The sequence below is a fragment of the Pseudomonas sp. LBUM1662 genome (assembly GCF_059695915.1).
This window is the reverse complement of the sequence record NZ_CP166793.1, coordinates 4236982-4253888: the sequence shown is the minus strand read 5'-3', so window position 1 is coordinate 4253888 and position 16907 is coordinate 4236982. Positions and strand designations below refer to the sequence as shown.

The following is a 16907-nucleotide window of genomic DNA, read 5'->3' as shown; positions in this document are numbered from 1 at the left end:
TCAAAAGATCGCAGCCTCGTTTCACTCGACAGCTCCTACAGGGGGCGGTGTAGGGCGTCGGTGGTTTATTGCGCCGGTGGGTTAGGCAGGATGACTTCGAACCCCGGGGAGAAGGTGTCCATCATTCCCAGCAGGCCACCAAAGGCCTGGGCGTTGCCTTCGATCTTCAATTGTCCGTTCTGGATCGCCTGTTGTGGGGACAACTGCTGGGTCATGATCGCGTTCAGGGTGTCGCGGCTCAGGGTGAGTGTGGCGTCCGGGTTTGGTGCGCTGCGGTCGGCGGAGTAAGTCAGCGCCGAGTTCTCGAGGTTGAGCAGGTAGCGCTTGCCGCTATCGCTGAAATTCCAGTTCATCACGATGTGCTTGCCCTCGGCTTTCGGTCCGTTGAGGCGCACCCCGAGCAGGTCGAAGATGTTTTCGATAGACAGCGCACGGATGGTGTCCGGGCTGGCGGTGCGCAGCGGCGATGGGACTTTTTTGCCGCCACTTCGCAGCTCCATGGCTCCGGTCAGGTAGCTGTTGCGCTCCACGGCGGATTCGGCTTGATACCCGAGTTGTTCCAGTGCATCGGCAAACAGATCCAGTGCCGGTTGGTTGGTGGGTTCAGCGTCGACCAAATGGCTCATCGCCTGGGACACCCAGCGATATTCACCCGCCTTGTAATCCGTGCGCGCACGAGCGAGCAGGGCGTCGGCCCCGCCGGCGTAGTCGACGAACTTGCGCCCATAATCGGTATTGCTCAAGGCGTCCATGTTGGCCGGGTTGGCGTCATACCAGCCCATGTATTGCTGATAAACCGCCTTGGCATTGCGCTGCACCGAACCGTAATACCCGCGGGTGAACCATTCGGTCGCCAGGCTGGACGGTACGTTCTGGCGCATGAACTCAGCGATTTCCACTGGTTTGTAACCCTTGTTCATCAGACGCAATGACTGGTCGTGCAGCCATTTATAGAGGTCGCGCTGTTTGCTCAGGTAATTGTTCACCTGTTCTTTGCCGAACACCGGCCAGGTGTGCTGGCCGACCAGAATGTCGGTGTCCGCACCAAAGCGCTGCAACGCTTCGTTGAGGTATTTGGCCCAGGCCTGGCTGTCACGGATTTCCGCGCCGCGCAGGGTCAGCAATTGATGCTGGGTTTGCAGGGCCAGTTCACCGGTGTCCAGCACCTTGTGCTGCGGGAAGTAATGAACCATCTCGGCCGGCGCTTCGGTGCCCGGTGTGAGCATGTTGATGATCTCGACGCCGTCGATTTCAATCTTCTCGATCGGCTGGCTGATCTCGCGGGTCGGCGGGATCAGGGTGATGGTGCCGTTGGGCAACGCCTTCGCACCGCCGAGGTCCAGTTGACCGCGATCGCTGCGGGGCAGGGTGGTGCCGAACTGGTATTCACTGCGACGGCTCATGGCGTTGCCGGCCATGACGTTTTCGGCAATCGCGTGGTCCATGAAACCCACCGGTGCGATGATTTGCACCTTGCCGGCCTTGACGTCCGCCTCATCGACGATGCCTTTGACACCACCGTAATGGTCGACGTGGCTGTGGTTGTAGATCACCGCCAGCACCGGCTTTTTCGGGCGATGTTCGTAGTAGAGATTCAGCGCAGTGCGTGCGGTTTCGACGGTCATCAACGGGTCGATGATGATCAGGCCGGTCTTGCCTTCGATGATGGTCATGTTGGCGATATCGAACCCGCGAACCTGATAGAAACCGTCGGTGACCTTGTATAAACCGGTGCTCATGGACTTGCGTGCTTGCAGCCACAGGCTTGGGTTGACCGTCGCCGGTCCTGCGAGCGGTTTGAGGAATTCATAACCCTTGAGGCTATAGATCACCTTGCCGTCGGCGGTCAGGGTTTCGGCGTCCGGGATGCTGGCGATGAAACCGCGATTGATGTCGGCCTCATTCTGCCCATTCATGCGTTGCAGCATCTGACCGGTCGCGGCATTCGCCGCGACGGTGGCAGGCTCGGCGGATTTGGGCTCGACAAGGGCCATCGCGGATTGACTGATCAGGCTGGCCAGCAACGTCGGTAACAGTAGAACAGGAAGGGTCTTTTTCATGGGCTCTGTTTTCAGGTCAGTAGGTATTGGCCGGCGCAAGCCGGACCGCTCGACTGTTGTTCTACAGCCAACGATCAAGACAGGCCGGTCAATACCGCCCGTTTGCCAGTCCATCCAAAACGGCATCGGCACTTTTTCACCACCACGTTGCGCTGACCGATGATTTGGCCCAATTGACCGGCGACCCACCCACCGCTCGCGATACAACAGCCTCGACCGATCCGGCCTGCGCTCCATTGAGCAGGGCGCAGTACCGGATCCGGCATTTTCTTGAATGACTTTTCGTGAAACCACAGAGAAGGCGAGCACGCTAGATGAATAACAACAATAAGATCTGCCAAACCAATCTGCGGCGCGGGCTTCTGGCTTCGGCGGTTCTCGCCGGGCTGGGGATGACGCCGGTGCAGGCGTTCGAGTTCGACACGGGGAATGAGGACCTGTCGGTACGTTTCGACAACACCTTGAAGTTCAACTACGCCCAGCGGGTCGAAGCCCCGAACAGCAAGCTGGCCAACTCGTGGAACAACAACGACGGCGATCGCAACTTCTCGTCCGGTAGCCCGGTGGCCCAGCGTCTCGACATCCTGTCGGAGCTGGACGTGGTGTACAAAAAACAGATGGGTTTTCGGGTCAGTACCAACAGCTGGTACGACCATGCCTATGACGACATCGGCAGCTTCAACCCGTCGACCAATCAGATGAACAGCGGCAAGCCCGATTCCCGTCACCAGAGCGGCTATGCCGACCGTTACTACAACGGCCCGTCGGCGGAAATCCTCGACGCCTTCGTGTTCGGCAGCACCGAGATCGGCGACGAATCGCTGCTCAGCGGCAAGGCCGGCAAGCACACCCTTTATTGGGGTGAAAGCGTGTTGGCCTTCGCCCACGGCAACAGCTATGGCCAGTCGGGCCTGGATTTGTCCAAGGCGCTGGCGGTGCCGGGCACCGAAGCCAAGGAGCTGTTCATCCCGCGTAACCAGCTGTCCACCAGCTTTACCGTCAACCAGGAACTGACCCTGGCCGCCCAGTATTTCCTCGACTGGGACGCGGCGCGGTTGCCGGAGTCGGGTACGTACCTGGGCTTCAACGACGGTATCCAGAGCGGCGGTCACAACCTGTCGCTGATCGGCGGCGCTAACCCCTTCTTCGGCACACCTGGCCCGTTGGGCGCGAATCAATATCTGCGCTTGAGCAACGGTCACACGTTTACCCCAAGCAACAGCGGCGACTTCGGCCTGATGGCCAAGTGGAGCCCGGCGTGGCTGGACGGGACCATGGGTCTCTACTACCGCAAAACCTCGGACATCCTGCCCAACCTGGTGTTGCAACCGACCGCAGTCGGACCGGCTCAACTGATCTCGGGCAACGCCGGCAGCTACAACCAGTTCTACGTGGACGACATCGATATCTACGGCATCAGCCTGTCCAAAAGCATCGAAGGTGTGAGCGTCGGGTTCGACCTCAACTATCGCCACAACATGCCGCTGTCCAGCGTCCCGGCCACCGTCAACCCGACGTTGGGTGCAGCGGGGCGTCCTGGTTTTATCAGCAGCTTCGATGGCGAAAACGGCGTCGCTCGCGGCAACACCGTGCACGCGGTGCTCAACGGCCTGACGACTTTCGGCGATACCCCGTTTTGGGATTCCTCTTCGCTGCTGGTTGAACTGGGTTACAGCCGCTGGTTGGACGTGACCGAGAACAAGCAACTGTTCAAAGGCGAAGACTGGTACCGCGGCGTCGACAAGGTTTCCAAGGACAACTACATCCTGGGCATGAACTTCAACCCGACCTGGTATCAGGTGTTCCCAGGCGTCGATATGTTCCTGCCGGTCAGCTACAACGTCGGCCTCAAGGGTCAGTCCGCCGTGCAACTGGGCGGCAACAAAGGCACCGGCAGCTACTCGGTCGGCGTCGGCATGGACGTGCGCAGCCAATACCGTTTTGACCTCAAGTATGTCGATAACTTTGGTGACTTCGACACCTGCGGTTCTGCCGGCAACGCCGGTACAAACGGCGATGGAGCCGCTCCGGGCGCCAACGGTCAGTACAACTGCGTTCCCGGTCAGACCACTGCGTTTGCCGGTACCGTGGCCCAGCTCAAGGATCGCGGCATGGTCACTTTCACTTTTAAAACCACCCTCTGATCTTCGAGCTGTGCGTTAACAGGAGACACCCATGACATTTATCCAATCCGTATTAGCCAGCGCCCTGGCGCTGACCGTCGCAGGTTCCGCCCATGCTGCGGTCAGTGCCGATCAGGCCGCAAAACTCGGCAGTAGCCTGACCGCTGTCGGTGCTGACAAAGCCGCCAATGCCGATGGCAGCATTCCCGCTTACACCGGCGGTCTTACCGCGATTCCAGGCGATTTCAAAACCGGCGACTCGTTCCGTCCGGACCCGTTCGGCGCTGAAAAGCCGCGTCTGGTGATCACCACCAAGAACCTCGCCGAGCAGAAAGACAAACTCACCGCGACGGCCCAGGCGTTGCTCAGCCGGTATCCGTCCTATCGCCTCGATGTGTACCCGACCCACCGCAGCGTTGCACTGCCCAAAGAGGTGCTGGACAACACCGCAAAAAATGCCGTGACCGCCAAAACCACCGACGGTGGTTTGTCGCTGCAAAACGTGCTGCCGGGTGTGCCATTCCCGATTCCGGCCGACGGTAACGAAGCGATGTGGAACCATTTGCTGCGTTATCAAGGCGTGGCAATGACCAACAAGTACGACTCCTGGAACGTTGATTCCTCAGGCGCTGCGTCCCTGAGCTCCACCGGTAACTTCTTCATCGAATATCCGCTGTACGCGCCGGCACGCCCGGTCGGCCCTGTGTCGGCCGATGAGGTGTTCTACAAAATCAAACTGGCTTATTCCGGCCCGGCCCGTCGTGCCGGTGAAGCGCTTTTGCTCATGGATTCGGTCAACCCGCTGACTCAACCGCGTCGTGCCTGGCAATACCTGCCGGGGCAACGCCGGGTGAAACTGGCGCCGGACCTGGCTTACGACACGCCAAACCCGGGCACCGTCGGTGCCGCGACCTATGACGACGCGTTCCTGTTCAACGGGGCGATGGACCGTTATGACTTCAAACTGGTCGGCAAGAAAGAACTCTACGTGCCGTACAACACCTACAAGCTGAGCTACCACAAGGACGCGGCCGACGTGATGAAGGCCGGCCACGTCAACCCAGATCTGCTGCGCTGGGAGCTGCATCGGGTGTGGGTGGTGGAAGCCACGCTCAAGCCGGGCAAGCGGCACATCTACAGCAAGCGCACCTTCTACCTCGACGAGGACAGCTGGATCGCTCTGGCTTCCGACGAGTATGACGCGCGCGGCCAGCTCTACCGTGGCGGCTTCTCGCACCTGACTTACAGCTACGACGTGCAGGCGCCAGACACCATCAACCACATGCTCTACGACCTGGTTTCCGGTGCCTACAACATGAACGGTTTCTATGGTCCTTACGGCGGTCTGAAGTACATCGACCCACTGTCCAAGGCCCAGTGGTCCGCCGAGTCGCTGGCCGGCACCGGCATCCGCTAAACCCACAAATCCCTTGTAGGAGCTGTGTAGGAGCTGTCGAGTGAAACGAGGCTGCGATCTTTTGATCTTGTCTTTAAAAAATCAAAGTCAAAAGATCGCAGCCTCGTTTCACTCGACAGCTCCTACAGTCCCACACAGGTCCTGCAGGGCCGTGGTGTACCGAGATAATAATAATGACGATGATCAAGTGGTTTTTGCTTGCCGCGCTATCAGCTGCCATGGCGGTGCCTTTTACCCGTCCGGTGATCGCCGGCGAGTTTGCCGATGTGCTCGACACGCCTGCACTGCAAAGCAATCTGGCCGCGCAGTCGACGCTGACCGGGCTGGCTCGGGGCGGCGAGCGACTGGTTGCCGTGGGCCAGCGCGGGCACATTCTCTATTCCGATGACGCCGGCCAGCACTGGCGACAAGCGCAGGTGCCGGTCAGTTCGGACCTGGTCGCCGTGCATTTTCCAAGCCCGCAACAAGGTTGGGCAGTCGGGCACGATGGCGTGGTCCTGCACAGCAGCGACGCGGGCCAGACCTGGAGCCGACAACTGGACGGGCGTCAGGTCGGTCCGATCCTGCTCGATTACTACCAGCAGCAACTCGCCAGCCAGCCGGATGACGCCGACTTGCAAGCACGCGTCAGCGACGCTCAACGCATGGTCGAGGAGGGTGCCGATAAACCGTTCCTCGATGTCTGGTTCGAAAGCGATCAGGTCGGCTACATCATTGGCGCGTTCAACCTGATTTTTCGCACCGACGATGGTGGTCGCCACTGGACGCCATTGCTTGATCGCACCGACAACCCGAGCGCACTCAATCTCTACGCGCTGCGGCCGGTGGGTAATGACCTGTTCATCGTTGGCGAGCAAGGGCTGGTCATGAAACTGGATCGCGCCAGTGGCCGCTTCAACGCTACACCTACACCTTACAACGGCAGCTTTTTCGGCATCACCGGCAAACCGGGTGCCACGCTGGTATTCGGTCTGCGCGGCAACGTTTTCCGGAGCACTGATAGCGGGGCGAGCTGGAGCAAAATCGAACTCGGTCTGCCCCTGAGTATTACCGCCAGCAGCGTCACTGCCGACGGCCGGATCGTATTGGTCAGCCAGGCCGGTCATGTGCTGGTCAGCGCTGATGACGGTGCGAGCTTTCAAATCCAGCCACACACCGCACTGGCTCCAGTGGCCGCCGCACAGGTTGCTGTCGGTGGCTCACTGGTGCTCGCGGGCACCCGTGGTCTGCGGCAGTTGCCCCTCGAATAAGCCCGGCATTACATAGAGAACACCATGATGGGTCACTACGAACTCGAAACAATGCCGGTCATCCGCGAGCTCAAGGGCTTCGACGCCCGCTCCGGCAACGGTCTGGAACGGCTGATTTTCAATAACCGCCTGATGGTGGTGTTGGCCTGCCTGTTGGTGACGGTGGCGCTGAGCTTTTTCGCCACGACCGGGCTGACGCTCAACGCCAGCTTCGAAAAGATGATCCCGCAGAGCCAGCCCTTCATCAAAAACTACCTGGAAAACCGTCAGGCCCTGCGTGGTCTGGGCAATGCGGTGCGGGTGGTGGTGGAGAGCAGCAACGGCGACATTTTCGATCCGCACTACCTCGACGCCTTGAAGGAAATCAACGACGAACTGTTCGTGACCCCGGGCGTTGATCGTGCGTGGATGAAGTCGCTGTGGACCCCCGCGGTGCGCTGGACCGAAGTCACAGAGCAAGGCTTCCAGGGCGGCCCGGTGATGCCCGATTCCTATGACGGCTCGGCCCAGAGTGTGCAGCAACTGCGGCAGAACATCGCCCGTTCGGGCATCGTCGGCAGTTTGATCGGCAACAATTTCAAGTCGAGCATGATCTTCGTGCCGCTGCTGGAGAAGGACCCGGTGACGGGGCAGGGCATCGACTATCACCAGTTTTCGAAAACCCTCGAAGAGAAGCTGCGCGACAAATACGAGTTCGAAGGTAGCGTCCGCGTCGTGGGCGAGGAGGGCAAAGGCCCGATCAAGATTCGCGTCATCGGCTTCGCCAAACTGGTGGGCGACCTGATCGATGGCCTGATGCAGGTGATGCTGTATTTCGGCGTCGCGGCGCTGATCGCCACGGCAATCATCTTCTACTTCACCCGCTGCGTGCGCAGCACGGCCCTGGTGATCCTCTGCTCGGTGATCGCGGTCGTCTGGCAACTGGGGCTAGTCGCGCTGTTCGGTTTTGAGCTGGACCCGTTCTCGATTCTGGTGCCATTCCTGGTGTTTGCCATTGGCGTGTCCCACGGCGCGCAGAAGATGAACGGGATCATGCAGGACGTCGGACGTGGCACCCATCAATTGGTCGCCGCCCGTTACACCTTCCGCCGTCTGTTCCTGGCGGGGCTTACCGCGTTGCTGGCCGACGCCGTCGGGTTTGCGGTGTTGATGCTGATCGACATTCCGGTGATCCAGGACCTGGCGATCACCGCCAGCATCGGCGTCGCGGTGCTGATCTTCACCAACCTGGTGCTGCTGCCGGTGTTGCTGTCTTACTGGGGCGTGAGTCAAAAGGCCGCCGAGCGCAGTCTGCGGGCAGAGAACAAAGAACTGCGCGGCAAAGGCATGGGCGCGCTCTGGAGTTTTCTCGACAAATTCACCGAACGCCGCTGGGCCACCGTGGCTGTGACCGTCGCAGGCCTGATGGCGGTAGGCGGGGTTGTCGTCAGCCATCATCTGAAGATCGGTGATCTCGATCCCGGCGCGCCGGAACTGCGCTCCGACGCGCGTTACAACCGCGACAACGCCTACATCACCGCCAACTATTCGCTGTCCAGCGACCAGTTCGCGATCATGCTCAAGACCCCTAGCGAAGGTTGCCTGAAATACGAAACGCTAGTGGAAGCCGATCGTCTTGGCTGGCTGTTGCAGCAACAACCTGGCGTGCAAACCACGGTGTCGCTGGTCAATGCCGTCCGACAGATCACCGCCGGTTCCTATGAAGGCAACCCGAAGATGCTGACCATCGCGCGCAATCAGGATGTGCTGAATTACGGCGCGCAGCAGGCGTCGGTCAGCAGTCCGGATCTGTTCAATAACGATTGTTCGATGATGCCAATCGTCGCGTATTTGTCGGACCACAAGGCCGAAACCCTGGACCGCGTGGTGCAAGTGGCCGAAACCTTCGCCCGTGAACACAGTAACGGCGAACGCCAGTTCATGCTCGCGGCCGGCAGCGCAGGGATCGAAGCGGCGACCAACATCGTTGTGCGCGACGCCAACCGTACGATGCTGCTGTACGTGTATGGCGCGGTGATTGTGTTGTGCTTCATCACCTTCCGCAGTTGGCGGGCGGTGGTGGTGGCGGTGGTGCCGTTGATGCTGACGTCGATTTTGTGCGAAGCGTTGATGGTCTGGCTGGGCATGGGTGTCAAAGTCGCCACGTTGCCGGTGATCGCCCTCGGTGTCGGGATTGGCGTGGATTACGCGTTGTACCTGTTGAGTGTGCAATTGGCGCAGCAACGTGCCGGGTTGTCGTTGACCGAGGCGTATCGCAATGCCGTGGCGTTCACCGGCAAAGTCGTGGCGTTGGTCGGCGTTACCCTGGCCGCCGGCGTGATCACCTGGGCCTGGTCGCCGATCAAGTTTCAGGCGGACATGGGCATTTTGCTGACGTTCATGTTCATCTGGAACATGGTCGGGGCGCTGGTGCTGATCCCGGCGCTGTCGCACTTCCTGTTGCGCAAAGTTAAATAACACGACGGTCCCTGTAGGAGCTGTCGAGAGAAACGAGGCTGCGATCTTTTGATCTTTTTTTTTGGCAATTTCAAGATTGCCGAAGATCAAGAGATCGCAGCCTCGTTTCACTCGACAGCTCCTACAGGGTACGTGCTGCACCTCTTTAATGGCTTTTTTCCCAGGCTGGGGCGACGTCTGTTTCACCAGCGAAACATCGGCAGTGGCTTGAGCGGGGAGCGCAGGAATTGCCGCGCGGTTTGCCGCAGCAGCATCCCGTGAAAGCCATGATTGGGCAGCGCCGATTTCACCGTTTTGATGTAGGCCCGAGGCAGGCCGAATGTCAGCAGGCCGAGGGACACATCAATGACATCGGCACGCCGGAAGGGCTCGACGCTGAGCGCATGGTCGGCAGCGTAGGGCCGCACTTTGTGGTGTTCCAGGATCAGCGCCGTGACTTCGCCGCTCAAGTGCGCCAGTTGCCGGTTGGCGAGGTAGTCGGTGGCCAGGCGAACCGAGGGTTCCAGGTAATCGATGGTCTGGTCGGTCCAGATGCCCAGGTCGTGAAACGCCGCCGCGATCTGCACGGCTTCAGAGGGCAGGCCTTCAATGCCGCTGATCGCGCGGTAGAAGTTCAGCACCCGGTAAATGTGATTGCGATAGCCCGGCAGATCGGTGCCGATCGCCAGCGCGTAGGAGGTGAGTATTTCGTCGGTAACGGGGAATTCGAGAATGGGGTTCATCGGTGCGGACCTCAGGCGTCGCGCAACAAGTCATTGGCGTTGAGGATTTCGAAGGCGATCTCCGGGCGCTTCTCCAGGCTGCGGCGAATCGCGGCCGGGATCGACTGGCGGGTCTTGCGGCACAGGCCCGGCAATTCCCCGAGGGTGATGCCGATGCCGCGCATGGTACGGACTTCGTTGAAACTGGGGACGATGTCCACGCGGATGCCCAATTGTTCGTACATGCGGTTTTGCACACGTTCGAGGTCCGCCAGGCTTTGCAGGTTTTCCAGACGGTCGAGCAGGCGCTTTTCTTCCTGCCGGGTCAGAAACAGGATGCGCACGTCCGCGCCCGGTGTTTCCAGCAACGGGTCTCGCCCGCAGATGCAGGCGCCGGGCGGGCAGGGTGAGCGGATCGGGGTCGAGGTCGTCATGGGCCTTAATCATAGAGCGGCCCGGACGAATCGTCAGTCGGAAATATCGGTCACCGGGATGATCTGTTCACCATCGGGCTGAGTGCCGGTCAGCGTTTTCCTTTCCCGACGATCATTGATCCAGTTGTCCACCTGGGCGCCAAACTCGGCCGGGGCTTTGCGCCCGACCCTGCGGGCCAGGTCGAGAATGGTTTGCTGGGCGAGGGCGTCTTCCATGCGTTGCTGCGCGGTCATCATGACCGCGTGAACCGAGCAATGGCCTTCCACGGCCCAGGTCGGCGGGGAACCCTCAAACAGCGCACAACGCCCGCGGATATCACGGCAATCGAAGATCAGCTTCTGGCCGTCGATGGCGTTGACGATGTCCAGCACGCTGATTTCGTCCGCTGGCCGCGCCAGCTTGAACCCGCCGCGCACACCTTCGGTCGCCACGACCAGTTTGGCCTTGGCCAGCTTGGTGAAGATTTTCGCCAGGTAGTCCAGGGGCACGCCTTGCAGTTCAGCGAGGTCGCGCACACTTGCCTCACGGCTGTCGCCGTAATCGCCCACCAGAAAAAGCAGGCAGTGAATGCCGTACTCAACGCCCGCGCTGTAAAGAGACATGGTTATCTCCGACTGAAAGAGTCGCCAATGTTACCAGCCGATCAACAGGGGTGCAACGAACCATCGGCATGGCTTTAATCATTGCAGGTCCTGCGATGCTTATGGATAGAAGCTTATATCTGGGTTGTCGAGGTATTTGTGTGGGTGATGGCAACCATCGATAGAAGGTCATTGCTTCTGATAACTCGGATCACTATAGTCGCCGTTGTCAGCTCGGCGACGAGTTCAGTCTTTGGTCTTCTTCGGAGTTAAAACAATGAAACAGCACATTCTGGTCATCGGCGCGGGTTTCGGCGGTATGTGGACGGCATTGAGCGCCACGCGCCTGTTGGACATCCATAATCACAACGCCGTGGAGGTCACGGTACTGGCGCCACAGGCCGAGCTGCGGGTGCGTCCGCGCTTCTACGAGCCGAATGCCCATCAACTCGCTGCACCCCTCGGCGACCTGTTCGATGCCGTCGGTGTGAAGTTCATCAAGGGCGCCGCAGAAACCATCGACGTGCAGCAAAAACGTGTCGGCTACACTGATGCGTCGGGTGCCAAACAGGTGTGCAGCTACGACAAACTCGTTCTGGCCACCGGCAGCGGTCTCGCGCTGCCCAACACCCCGGGCGTGGCTCAACACGCCTTTGACGTGGACCAGATCGAACAGGCCGTCCGCCTGGAAAACCATCTGAAATCCCTGGCCAACCTGCCAGAAAGCAACGCGCGCAACACGGTGGTGGTGGCTGGCGGTGGCTTTACCGGGATTGAAACGGCGACCGAAATGCCGGCGCGTCTGCGGGCCATCCTCGGTGAAGACGCCGACATCGAAGTGATCATCGTCGACCGCGGCGAAAAAGTCGGGGCGTCTATGGGCAGCGAAATCAGCCAGTCGATCGCTGAAGCCAGCACTGAGCTGGGCGTGAAGTGGCGCTTGAAGTCGTCGGTGGTGGCCGTCGATGAAAACGGTGTGACGCTGGACAATGGCCAACGCATCGACGCCAGGACCGTGGTCTGGACCACCGGTGTACGGGCCAGCTCGCTGACCGAGCAGATCCCGGCCGAACGCGATCACCTCGGTCGCCTGCACGTCGACGCACATCTGAAAGTCATTGGCCAGGACGACATTTTCGCCACCGGCGATGTGGCTTACGCCGCCACGGATGACATCGGCAACTACGCGCTGATGACCTGCCAACACGCGATCTCGCTGGGGCGTCACGCCGGCAACAACGTTGCTGCGCAAATCCTGGGTGTGGATCCGAAGGCGTACAGTCAGCCCAAGTACGTTACCTGCCTGGATCTGGGGGCGTGGGGCGCGGTGTACACCGAGGGCTGGGATCGCCAGGTGAAACTGGTCAAGGAAGAAGGCAAGTCGCTGAAGACCCAGATCAACACGATGTGGATCTACCCGCCGGCGGCTGACCGCGCAACAGCGCTGGCGGCAGCGGATCCGATGATCCCGGTTGTGGCCTAAGAGGTTGGCAGGGGTGTCTCGATGACACGGCCTGCCTGAAAAAATCCCGCTCAAATGATCTTGAGCGGGATTTTTTTTATTCAGATTCGAAAGGCTTGTCGGCCTACCAGCAACCATTTGCCGGCCTTCTTCTGCCAGATCTGGAAGTTCTCGATTTCGGTCGGGACCAGCTCAGTGCCCTTGATCGCCTGTGCCGAGAAGTGGTGACGAACAAGCGCTACATCCCCCGAGACGGTGATGGTCTGGTTCTGCATTTCCAGGGTTTTAAAGGCGCTTTTGCCGGTTTCGATATCGGCGATGAAGTCTTTCTTGTCCTGGACCTTGCCGCTGGAGTGTCCGTAGGTCAGGTTTTCAGCAGTCAACGCTTTCAGTTCGGGGATGTTTTTGTGGAGCATGGCTTGCGTCAGATGGTCCACAGCGTCCGCGACATCCTTCTCTCCCGGTGCCGTGGCTGCCGCCACATAGCCACTGAACAGGCACAGAAAACCAATCAGCACTTTCACTTTTTTCATGGGTAGTTCCTTGTTGTTATGAATAACTCGTCGGTCATCGTACAACCAAGCGGAAATTAAATGAAGAGTGGCAAAACGACGAGGCAAGACTTCCATGGGTTGATAGAAGTCTTGCCGGGTAAAGGGAAGGGCGTCTGGATTGCAGCTTCAGGCCAGCATCGACAGCAGGGCACCTTGACGGTCCAGTTTGGCCAGGTCGTCGAAGCCTCCGACATGGGTGTCACCGATGAAAATCTGCGGCACGCTGCGACGACCGCTGCGGGTGAGCATTTCCTGGAATTTGCCGGGGTCTGACTGAACGTTTATTTCCCGGGTGGCGATCCCTTTGTTGGCGAGCAATGCCTTGGCATTGCGGCAATAGGGGCAGGTGTCCGTGGTGTAAAGCGTCACGGTGTTCATGGCGTGTACTCCTCGAGTCAGGGATCCGGTTCAAGCGTCGATCGCAGGAAAATCGATCTCGGTCAGGGCCAGATTGTTCAGGTAGTTGGTCAGGGTTTGCGAGGCAATGTGGGCGACCACCTCGATGATCTTGGCGTCGGTGATGCCGGCTGCGCGCGCTGCTTCAATCTGCTCGTTGCTCAAGTGGCCGCGACTCTCGGTGATCTGCTGGGCGAGGGTGGCGAAAGCATTGAGTTGGCCGTGTCGGGCACTGAGGATGTCTTGCGCAGACAACCCGGCCTTGCCGGCAAACAGTGTGTGCGCCGCCAGGCAGTAGTCGCAGCCGTTGACCTGCGAAGTGGCCAGGAAGATCGCTTCTTTTTCAGGGGCGGTCAGGGACGTTTTGCCCAGGGCCACCGACTGTTGCAGGTAAGCAGACAGCACGGCGGGGGCATGGGCCAGCGTCTTGAAGACGTTGGGCAAAAAGCCGATTTTTTTCTGCACGCCTTCCAGCAGCGGGCGAGTGGTGTCGGTGGCTTGGTCAAGGCTCAGGGTGTTGATGCGGCTCATGGTGAGACTCCGTCGATTCAAGCGCGGTATGCGCTGGGTACGGGGTCCATGCTAGGGATCTGCGCTGGCCTTGAGGGTGCAAATCGTCGAGGATATGCGACAGATCGTCCAAATATCGCCCCGGGGAGTCATTCCATGGATCGCTTGTCCACCTTGCTCACGCATTTCGGTGTCAGTGCCGGAACCTTCCACAGTGGGGATTTTTGCGGCGTCACCGCGTTTGATGGCGAGCAGGCCACCGGACACCTGCATCTGCTTCAGGCCGGCGAACTGACGCTCAAACTGGCTGATGAGCGCGACCTGCACATCAATGAGCCGACGCTGATTTTCTTCCCGCGACCTTATCGTCATCGGTTGTTCGCCAGCGAAGCGTCGGGCACTCAACTGGTGTGCGCCACCCTGGCATTCGACGGTGGGGCGGGCAATGCCCTGGCGGCCGCGCTGCCTGAATACCTGGTGCTCACACTCGACAGTATTCCGACCATGACCGGCACGCTGGACTGGCTGTTCAGCGAGGCCTTCGGCGGCATTTGTGGGCGCGAAGCGATGATGGACCGGCTGTTCGAACTGCTGGTGATTCAGTTGTTGCGGCACATTCTGACCAGCCGCGATCAGACGCCCGGGATGATGGCGGGGCTCGCCGATCCGCGCCTGGCGCGCCCCTTGAGCTTGATGCACGACTCGCCCGGCAAGGCCTGGACCGTGGCCGAACTGTCGGCGGCGGCCAACATGTCCCGGGCCAGTTTCGCCGACTACTTTCGCTCCGTGGTGGGGCAGACGCCGGTCGATTATCTGGTGAGCTGGCGGATCAGCCTGGCGCAGAAACGCTTGCGTGAAGGCAAGTCCATCGCGCTGATCGCCGATGAAGTCGGCTACGAAAGCGCCTCGGCGCTGGCCCGGGCGTTCCGACGTAAAACCGGCAGCAGCCCGCGTGAATGGGTGCAGGACGCAAAACGCCCGCGCTGACCACGCCAGTCGGTCAAACACATTCCAATGTGGGAGCGGGCTTGCTCGCGAAGAGGCCGGCACATCCAGCATCGATGGCGACTGATCCACCGCTTTCGCGAGCAAGCCCGCTCCCACAGGGATTGTGCTTAACCGTCGGGCTGTTTGGTGGGCGTGAGATAGACTCATCAACGGGCATCGAACCAGTCGGTCAAACACATTCCAATGTGGAAGCGGGCTTGCTCGCGAAGAGGCCGGCACATCCAGCATCGATGGCGACTGATCCACCGCTTTCGCGAGCAAGCCCGCTCCCACAGGGATTGTGCTTAACCGTCGGGCTGTTTGGTGAGCGTGAGATAGACTCATCAACGGGCATCGAACCAGTCGGTCAAACACATTCCAATGTGGAAGCGGGCTTGCTCGCGAAGAGGCCGGCACATCCAGCATCGATGGCGACTGATCCACCGCTTTCGCGAGCAAGCCCGCTCCCACAGGGATTGTGCTTAACCGTCGGGCTGTTTGGTGAGCGTGAGATAGACTCATCAACGGGCATCGAACCAGTCGGTCAAACACATTCCAATGTGGAAGCGGGCTTGCTCGCGAAGAGGCCGGCACATCCAGCATCGATGGCGACTGATCCACCGCTTTCGCGAGCAAGCCCGCTCCCACAGGGATTGTGCTTAACCGTCGGGCTGTTTGGTGGGCGTGAGATAGACTCATCAACGGGCATCGAACCGTGGGAGTGTCACCTGTGGCGCCATTCAAATGGACTCGCTGATCACCGCTGCAGCCCACGCACTCGCTGCGGGTGATCCCCTTGGTGCGCTGAACCGGGTTGCCCTGCGCGACGATGCCCCTGCACTGGCACTTCGCGGTATCGCCATGGCGCAGTTGGGCGATCTGGTCCGGGCCAAGGAACTGGTGCGCAGCGCCGCACGGGCCTTCGGTCCGAAAGCGCCGTTGGCCCGGGCGCGGTGCGTGGTGGCTGAGGCCGAAATCGCCCTGGCTTCGCGGGACTTGGGCTGGCCGGTGAAGGCGCTCGAAGCGGCGCGAGTGATACTGCAGGCCCATGGCGATGGCCCGAACGCGGCCCATGCGCGGTACGTGCAGATTCGACGTTTGTTGTTGGTCGGGCGTCTTGATGAGGTCGACAGTTTGCTCGCCGAGCTGGACCCTGCGCCGCTGCCGCCGGCATTGCGCGTCGTCCATGAGTTGGTGGTAGCCGGGATTGCCGTGCGGCGACTCGAGACCGGGAGGGCTCGGTCCGCGCTCGAAAGGGCTCAACGCGCCGCGTCCGACGCCGACATTCTCGCGCTGACCGCCGAGGTCGAACACGCCGCTCAAGTCCTCAACACACCCGCGGCAAGACTAATTGCCCGTGGCGAAGAGCGCCCCCTGTTGCTGGATGAGGTGGAAGCGCTGCTGAGTTCACCGTCACTGGTGGTGGACGCGTGCCGATACGGCGTGCGCGGCGCGGGGATGTCGGTGTCCCTGGCCAAACGCCCGGTGTTGTTTACCCTCGTGCGAGCGTTGGCCGAAGCCTGGCCCGCAGACGTGGCGAGGGAAACGCTGATCACCCAGGCCTTTCGCTTGAAGCTCACCGATGAGTCCCATCGCGCAAGGCTGCGCGTCGAAATCGGGCGACTTCGCGCGGCGCTGAAGCCTCTGGCGGGTATCAGTGCGACTAAGCGCGGGTTCGCGCTGCAACCCCTGATTGCTGACGACGTTGTGGTGCTGGCGCGGCCCGTCGAAGAGCCGCAGGCGGCGCTGCTCGCTTTCCTGGCCGACGGCGAGTCGTGGTCGAGTTCGGCGCTCGCCCTGGCGCTGAAGGCCAGTCAGCGCACCGTGCAGCGGGCACTCGACTCACTGGCGACCGCCGGCAAAGTGCAGTCGTTTGGCCGCGGGCGCGCGCGGCGCTGGATGACGCCGCCGCTGCCGGGATTCGCGACGACTTTGTTACTCACAGCTTGGGTGCCGGGTGACTAGGATCCATCC

General features: G+C 60.5%; 14 protein-coding genes. 7 read left to right on the top strand and 7 right to left on the bottom strand.

The features are described from left to right. Positions 1–65 precede the first annotated feature (65 nt). On the bottom strand, positions 66–2060 hold the full coding sequence (locus ACA049_RS19260) for an alkyl/aryl-sulfatase (protein ID WP_497328940.1): 1995 nt from the start codon (positions 2058–2060) through the stop codon (positions 66–68). A gap of 314 nt (positions 2061–2374) precedes the next feature. Here ACA049_RS19260 and ACA049_RS19255 point away from each other — a divergent pair, with 314 nt between their 5' ends. The 4 genes from ACA049_RS19255 to ACA049_RS19240 all read left to right on the top strand — a co-directional run bounded on the left by ACA049_RS19255 (position 2375) and on the right by ACA049_RS19240 (position 9307). Then, positions 2375–4204: a DUF1302 domain-containing protein gene (locus tag ACA049_RS19255; RefSeq protein WP_497328938.1), complete on the top strand. Its 1830-nt coding sequence runs from the start codon at positions 2375–2377 to the stop codon at positions 4202–4204. Positions 4205–4235: 31 nt separating this feature from the next. Next, a complete protein-coding gene (locus ACA049_RS19250) occupies positions 4236–5600 on the top strand; it encodes a DUF1329 domain-containing protein (RefSeq protein WP_497328936.1) in 1365 nt (454 codons plus the stop codon). A 173-nt stretch (positions 5601–5773) separates the two neighbouring features. Then, on the top strand, positions 5774–6850 hold the full coding sequence (locus tag ACA049_RS19245) for a WD40/YVTN/BNR-like repeat-containing protein (protein ID WP_497328934.1): 1077 nt from the start codon (positions 5774–5776) through the stop codon (positions 6848–6850). A 27-nt stretch (positions 6851–6877) separates the two neighbouring features. After that, positions 6878–9307 carry an efflux RND transporter permease subunit gene (locus tag ACA049_RS19240; protein ID WP_497336912.1) on the top strand — a complete coding sequence of 810 codons (2430 nt, stop codon included), beginning with the start codon at positions 6878–6880 and terminating at the stop codon, positions 9305–9307. A gap of 182 nt (positions 9308–9489) precedes the next feature. Here the strand turns inward: ACA049_RS19240 and ACA049_RS19235 are convergent, their stop codons facing one another. The 3 genes from ACA049_RS19235 to ACA049_RS19225 are packed head-to-tail and all read right to left on the bottom strand — an operon-like array spanning position 9490 to position 11045. Further along, positions 9490–10029, bottom strand: a complete 540-nt coding sequence (locus ACA049_RS19235; protein WP_497328932.1) for an HD domain-containing protein — start codon at positions 10027–10029, stop codon at positions 9490–9492. 11 nt (positions 10030–10040) lie between these two features. Further along, positions 10041–10442 carry a hypothetical protein gene (locus ACA049_RS19230; protein ID WP_497328930.1) on the bottom strand — a complete coding sequence of 134 codons (402 nt, stop codon included), beginning with the start codon at positions 10440–10442 and terminating at the stop codon, positions 10041–10043. A gap of 33 nt (positions 10443–10475) precedes the next feature. Continuing rightward, the gene (locus tag ACA049_RS19225) at positions 10476–11045 is read right to left on the bottom strand and encodes an RrF2 family transcriptional regulator (RefSeq protein WP_497328928.1); all 570 of its coding nucleotides are present in this window, start codon (positions 11043–11045) and stop codon (positions 10476–10478) included. Positions 11046–11301: 256 nt separating this feature from the next. On the opposite strand from ACA049_RS19225, the gene ACA049_RS19220 reads away from it, so the two are divergent. Next, positions 11302–12507, top strand: a complete 1206-nt coding sequence (locus ACA049_RS19220) for an NAD(P)/FAD-dependent oxidoreductase (RefSeq protein WP_497328926.1) — start codon at positions 11302–11304, stop codon at positions 12505–12507. An 80-nt stretch (positions 12508–12587) separates the two neighbouring features. On the opposite strand, the gene ACA049_RS19215 is transcribed toward ACA049_RS19220, so the two are convergent. The 3 genes from ACA049_RS19215 to ACA049_RS19205 all read right to left on the bottom strand — a co-directional run bounded on the left by ACA049_RS19215 (position 12588) and on the right by ACA049_RS19205 (position 13967). After that, positions 12588–13019: a nuclear transport factor 2 family protein gene (locus ACA049_RS19215; protein ID WP_497328924.1), complete on the bottom strand. Its 432-nt coding sequence runs from the start codon at positions 13017–13019 to the stop codon at positions 12588–12590. A 147-nt stretch (positions 13020–13166) separates the two neighbouring features. Beyond that, positions 13167–13418 (bottom strand): glutaredoxin 3, encoded by a 252-nt coding sequence (gene grxC / locus ACA049_RS19210; RefSeq protein ID WP_497328922.1) that lies wholly within the window; start codon positions 13416–13418, stop codon positions 13167–13169. 30 nt (positions 13419–13448) lie between these two features. Further along, positions 13449–13967, bottom strand: coding sequence for a carboxymuconolactone decarboxylase family protein (locus ACA049_RS19205; RefSeq protein WP_497328920.1), 519 nt, complete (start codon positions 13965–13967; stop codon positions 13449–13451). A gap of 135 nt (positions 13968–14102) precedes the next feature. Here ACA049_RS19205 and ACA049_RS19200 point away from each other — a divergent pair, with 135 nt between their 5' ends. Together ACA049_RS19200 and ACA049_RS19195 are read left to right on the top strand one after the other, a co-directional pair. Next, positions 14103–14933, top strand: coding sequence for an AraC family transcriptional regulator (locus tag ACA049_RS19200; RefSeq protein WP_497328918.1), 831 nt, complete (start codon positions 14103–14105; stop codon positions 14931–14933). A gap of 744 nt (positions 14934–15677) precedes the next feature. Then, positions 15678–16898: a helix-turn-helix domain-containing protein gene (locus ACA049_RS19195; protein ID WP_497328916.1), complete on the top strand. Its 1221-nt coding sequence runs from the start codon at positions 15678–15680 to the stop codon at positions 16896–16898. Positions 16899–16907: the final 9 nt, after the last annotated feature.

Coding starts and splice junctions, on each gene's coding strand:
- ACA049_RS19255 (WP_497328938.1), top strand. CDS start 2,375: ATGAATAACAACAATAAGATCTGCCAAACCAATCTGCGGCGCGGGCTT.
- ACA049_RS19225 (WP_497328928.1), bottom strand. CDS start 11,045: ATGTCTCTTTACAGCGCGGGCGTTGAGTACGGCATTCACTGCCTGCTT.
- ACA049_RS19230 (WP_497328930.1), bottom strand. CDS start 10,442: ATGACGACCTCGACCCCGATCCGCTCACCCTGCCCGCCCGGCGCCTGC.
- ACA049_RS19235 (WP_497328932.1), bottom strand. CDS start 10,029: ATGAACCCCATTCTCGAATTCCCCGTTACCGACGAAATACTCACCTCC.
- grxC (WP_497328922.1), bottom strand. CDS start 13,418: ATGAACACCGTGACGCTTTACACCACGGACACCTGCCCCTATTGCCGC.
- ACA049_RS19245 (WP_497328934.1), top strand. CDS start 5,774: ATGACGATGATCAAGTGGTTTTTGCTTGCCGCGCTATCAGCTGCCATG.
- ACA049_RS19205 (WP_497328920.1), bottom strand. CDS start 13,967: ATGAGCCGCATCAACACCCTGAGCCTTGACCAAGCCACCGACACCACT.
- ACA049_RS19240 (WP_497336912.1), top strand. CDS start 6,878: ATGGGTCACTACGAACTCGAAACAATGCCGGTCATCCGCGAGCTCAAG.
- ACA049_RS19220 (WP_497328926.1), top strand. CDS start 11,302: ATGAAACAGCACATTCTGGTCATCGGCGCGGGTTTCGGCGGTATGTGG.
- ACA049_RS19215 (WP_497328924.1), bottom strand. CDS start 13,019: ATGAAAAAAGTGAAAGTGCTGATTGGTTTTCTGTGCCTGTTCAGTGGC.
- ACA049_RS19250 (WP_497328936.1), top strand. CDS start 4,236: ATGACATTTATCCAATCCGTATTAGCCAGCGCCCTGGCGCTGACCGTC.
- ACA049_RS19195 (WP_497328916.1), top strand. CDS start 15,678: ATGGACTCGCTGATCACCGCTGCAGCCCACGCACTCGCTGCGGGTGAT.
- ACA049_RS19260 (WP_497328940.1), bottom strand. CDS start 2,060: ATGAAAAAGACCCTTCCTGTTCTACTGTTACCGACGTTGCTGGCCAGC.
- ACA049_RS19200 (WP_497328918.1), top strand. CDS start 14,103: ATGGATCGCTTGTCCACCTTGCTCACGCATTTCGGTGTCAGTGCCGGA.